Consider the following 2,632-nt stretch of genomic DNA (forward strand, 5'->3'; position numbering starts at 1 on the left):
TCCGGGCCGCCCGCCCCCTCCCGCGGGCGGCCCGGACGTGTCACGGGGCGGCGACCGCCCTCGTGTCGGCGAACGAGTGGTGCTCGTGGGCGACCACCCAGCGGCCCCCCTCCCGGCGCAGCCCGACCGTCAGCCGCAGCCGGGTCTCCGGGTGCGCCGTCAGCTCCTCGGGCGTGCCGCAGAGCAGCAGCGCGTGGGCGAAGGCGGCGTCCTCTCCGGCCGTGACGTCGAGCGACACGATCTCGAACGCCGCGCCCTGCGCCTGCCACGCGAAGAACGGCGGCCAGGTCTCGCGGTAGGCGTCGATGCCCCGGACGCCGTCGTGCGGTGGCGGGACGTCGAACATCACGATGTCGTCCGCGTGGTCCACCAGCACGGCCGGGAGATCACCCCGGTGCACGGCCTCCGCCCACCGCGTGATCAGATCGCGGATCTCGGACTCGTCGTCGGTCATGGCCCCTCGCTCCTCGTGCGCTCGTGCTCGTGGGAACTACATCAGGGCAGACTCCCCTCCCGGGGCAGGCTCCTCGCCGTCGGCGGCCAGCACCTCACGCAGTCGGCCCACACCCGCCCGCCAGGCCGGCCCGGAGCCGGACTCGTCCCAGAGCTCCGGCAGCTCCGACGGCTTGCGCAGCGTCCGGTCGAGCGCGGACACGGCGAGCGCCCGCAGATCCTCAGGCAGGGCGGGTATCGGCTCGTCGGGGCCGTACGGCGTGGTCACCGGCTCCCCGCCGGGGCACTGGGCGGCGACGAGCGCCGCCGCGGCCACCGCCTCCGCCGCCTCGTCGCCGTCGAGGTATTCCTGCGTCCCGGCGACCCGCAGCAGCGTCTCGCGCAGGATGCCGGGACGGTCGGCCTCGGCCGCGTCGTCCAGTGATCCCGAGAAGTCCGCGGCCGTGTCGTTGTCGAAGTGCCCGATGTCCCAGGTGCCCATGGTGGAGTCCCCCGTCGTGCCGTGTGCGTGAAGCCGCCCGATGGTGATGCCAGTCTTGCAGCGGCCACTGACAACGGCCCCCCCGCGCAGGCCGGCCCGGCGGGGAAGGGCCGGGCCGGCCTGGTGAGGGGGCGTCAGCAGACCTCGGACGGAGCCGTCGTCAGCAGGCGTCGACCCAGGTGTGGGACGAGATCGAGTCGTTGACCGGCTCGCCCTGCCCGTGACCCGAGCCGAACCACTTCAGACCGTTCGCGCCGAGGTCCGGGATCGAGTCGCCCCGGTGCAGGCAGACCCAGGAGCCGGTCCACTCCAGGTCGTTGTAGAGCCGGACGTCCTCCCTGCGTCCGGGAAAGCCGTTGTTCCAGACGTCGGAGACCTTGTCGCTGCATCCGGCCCAGTTCGCGTTGTCCGCGTTCCACTTGCAGTGGGCCCCCTTCGCGTGCGGGTGCTCCCAGGCGTAGAGGAACCCGTCCGGCGCGGCGGCCGCCGCTGCCGCCGCTGCCGGGACCGCCGGCCCCGCCTCCGCGACGGGGACGGCGAGCGTCGCGACGGCCAGGGCGGCGAGACCGGTGGAAAGGGCGTGCGTCATGAACGTCATGGTGTGCTCCTTGGGTGGGGTGGGGTGGGTCGGGCGAGGTCCTGACGACCTCGCCGCCGGGCCCGTGCCGCCGGTTGCCGCGCGGGCCGTGGCCGCCGCGCCCGGAGAGGGCGTGGCGGAGTCGATGGGCGGGGCCAGGTGCCCCGCAGGGGCGCCCCGGTGCGGTGGGGCGCCCGGCGGTCAGGCCGAGCCGGGGGCGCGCAGGATCTGCCGGGCCCGGATCAGGGCCTTCGCCCGGAGCCGGTCGCGGGTGCCGACGTCCGCGCGGTACGCGTCGCGCAGCGCCGCCCCGTGCCGGGCGTCCAGCCGGCGGGCGGTGGCGCCGAGCCCCGACGACTCCGCGCAGGCGGCCTCGGCCAGGGCGAGCGCGATCTCCCGGTCGCGCGGCAGGGCGCGCTTCGGCCCCGCCGCCGCGGCCCGGGCGGCGGCCGGGGTCGCGTACGGGTGCCCGGCCCGCCGCATGCACAGGCTCCACGCCCGGAGCGGCTCCGCGTACGCCGGGTCGGCCACCACCCTGCTCCGGCGGATCCGGTCCAGGGCCTCGACCCGCGCCGACGCGCGGAACCAGGCGCCGTGGTCCCCGTACAGACGCCGCTCGGCCTCGGCCACGCACCCCCGGTCGCTGCGCCGCAGCTCGCCGCCGCCCGGCAGACGGACCGACAGCCCGCCGGGCGAGGGTCCGTTGGACACCACCAGGGCCCGCGCCCTGCGGTCGGGCGGCAGGCTCGCGAAGTAGGCCCGGTTCGGGTCCTCGGCCGCCAGCCGCGCCGCCCGCTCGGCGAGATCCCCGCCGTAGCCGTGGCGCCGTGCCCAGTCGGTGTCGTCGACCACGTACGGGAAGCGTGCCGCCGCCGACTCCTCGTCGAGGGGGAAGACCGTGTACGCGAAGCCGTGCCGCCGCAGGCAGTCGCGCAGCAGGAGCTGCTGCGCGTCGTGCAGCAGTCCGGCCTCCCCTGCCGACGGCGGCGAGGCCGCCTTCGCCATCGGCGGTCCCGAGCGGGCGGACGGGTCGCCCGAGCAGGCGATCAGCGTCGCGCCCAGCGCCGCGGCGAGGGCGGCCAGGGGGACCCGTCCGCCCGCTCGGGACCGCCGATGGCGAA

At 76.6% G+C, this 2,632-nt stretch carries 4 protein-coding genes; all 4 read right to left on the reverse strand.

Annotation, left to right across the window (positions count from 1 at the left end):
* Positions 1 to 40: 40 nt before the first annotated feature.
* Positions 41 to 454 (reverse strand): YybH family protein, encoded by a 414-nt coding sequence (locus tag EAO77_RS36750; protein WP_147992614.1) that lies wholly within the window; start codon positions 452 to 454, stop codon positions 41 to 43.
* Between the two features lie 36 nt (positions 455 to 490).
* Positions 491 to 934 carry a DUF4259 domain-containing protein gene (locus tag EAO77_RS36755; protein ID WP_147992615.1) on the reverse strand — a complete coding sequence of 148 codons (444 nt, stop codon included), beginning with the start codon at positions 932 to 934 and terminating at the stop codon, positions 491 to 493.
* A 160-nt stretch (positions 935 to 1,094) separates the two neighbouring features.
* Complete coding sequence (locus EAO77_RS36760) at positions 1,095 to 1,532, reverse strand: peptidase inhibitor family I36 protein (protein ID WP_147992616.1); 438 nt, start codon at positions 1,530 to 1,532, stop codon at positions 1,095 to 1,097.
* Positions 1,533 to 1,712: 180 nt separating this feature from the next.
* Positions 1,713 to 2,632, reverse strand: a 920-nt coding sequence (locus EAO77_RS39235; protein ID WP_187283587.1) for a hypothetical protein, incomplete at its 5' end; no start/stop codon positions are given.

The sequence above is a fragment of the Streptomyces sp. T39 genome, from assembly GCF_008042045.1.
Taxonomy (GTDB): Bacteria; Actinomycetota; Actinomycetes; order Streptomycetales; family Streptomycetaceae; genus Streptomyces.

What these genes read in the sequence shown, in the direction of transcription:
- EAO77_RS36760 (WP_147992616.1), bottom strand. Translation starts at nt 1,532, where the DNA reads ATGACGTTCATGACGCACGCCCTTTCCACCGGTCTCGCCGCCCTGGCC.
- EAO77_RS36750 (WP_147992614.1), bottom strand. Translation starts at nt 454, where the DNA reads ATGACCGACGACGAGTCCGAGATCCGCGATCTGATCACGCGGTGGGCG.
- EAO77_RS36755 (WP_147992615.1), bottom strand. Translation starts at nt 934, where the DNA reads ATGGGCACCTGGGACATCGGGCACTTCGACAACGACACGGCCGCGGAC.